Origin of the sequence: Amycolatopsis sp. NPDC051372 (assembly GCF_040682095.1) — a bacterium.
Classification (GTDB): domain Bacteria; phylum Actinomycetota; class Actinomycetes; order Mycobacteriales; family Pseudonocardiaceae; genus Amycolatopsis.
In genome coordinates this window covers 1-1,146 of record NZ_JBFBAF010000110.1, presented here as the reverse complement: position 1 = coordinate 1,146, position 1,146 = coordinate 1, and the positions used below count along the sequence as shown (strand labels likewise).

Annotated in this window: 1 protein-coding gene and 1 pseudogene; both read left to right on the top strand. The window is 44.1% G+C overall.

The window, feature by feature from the left end:
• On the top strand, window positions 1-894 hold an 894-nt coding region (locus AB0M56_RS50605; protein WP_364190874.1), incomplete at its 5' end, for a sugar ABC transporter ATP-binding protein.
• 3 nt (window positions 895-897) lie between these two features.
• Window positions 898-1,146, top strand: a pseudogene (locus AB0M56_RS50600) (ABC transporter permease); the annotation flags it as partial.

Here is a 1,146-nt window from a genome sequence, read left to right as displayed (position 1 = left end):
CTGGAAGAGTTGGCGCTAATTGCCGACCGTGCGACTGTAATGCGTGATGGTCAGTACATCAGCACGGTGGATTATGAGTGCGTAAAAATCAGCGATCTGATTGCCATGATGGTTGGTCGCGATTTAGGGAATATCTATCCCCGCCGCGAGGCCTTGCAGCAGCGGATTCCGGTTCTGGAGGTAAACGGACTGACGCGCAAAGGCGTCCTGAACGATATTAATTTTACGCTTTATCGTGGCGAGATCCTCGGCTTTGCCGGACTGATGGGCGCGGGGCGTACTGAACTTGCGCGTGCGATTTTTGGTGCGGATTCTATTGACAGCGGAACGCTAAAATTAAATGGTAAGGAAACCGTTATTAAAGATATTTCGGATGCTATTCAGCAGGGAATTAGTTACCTGACGGAAGACCGCAAAAAAGAAGGGCTGGCGCTGAATTTATCTGTTGAACGAAATATTATGTTAGGAAACTACCCTGAATATTCCGATCGTTTTGGGAATGTCGATTCGCGTCGTTGCCAACAAACCAGTGAGGAACAGGTAAAAGCGTTAAGGATTAAAACGCCAAATCTTGAACAGGCGGCATTAAATCTAAGTGGAGGAAACCAGCAGAAAATTATAATTGCACGTTGGGTGTGTAAAGATACTGATATTTTAATCTTCGATGAACCCACTCGCGGCATTGATGTTGGCGCCAAACTGGAAATCTATGAGTTAATGAATCGCCTGGTGGCAAAAGGGAAATCAATCATCATGATCTCCTCTGAATTGCCTGAGGTGTTAGGAATGTGCGACCGTATTTTAGTGATGCGCAGTGGTCGAATTACCGGCGAACTTAGCGCAAAAGAAGCGACACAAGAAAAAATTATGCAATACGCGACGTTAGAGGATTAAATTATGACTATCTCTGTAACCTCTCCAGACAGTAATAATAAGAAAATAAAGATAAATAAAGAACTTTTGATGCGCCTTGCGCCTCTTTTTAGCTTAATTATATTAGTGCTGTTTTTTAGTTTCAGCTCTCCCTTTTTCTTTAATACCGAAAATATCATGACGATTGCTCTGCAAACGTCGGTTATCGGCATTATGGCCATTGGGGTAACTTTCGTCATTATTACCGCGGGCATCGATCTTTCATTGGGCTCC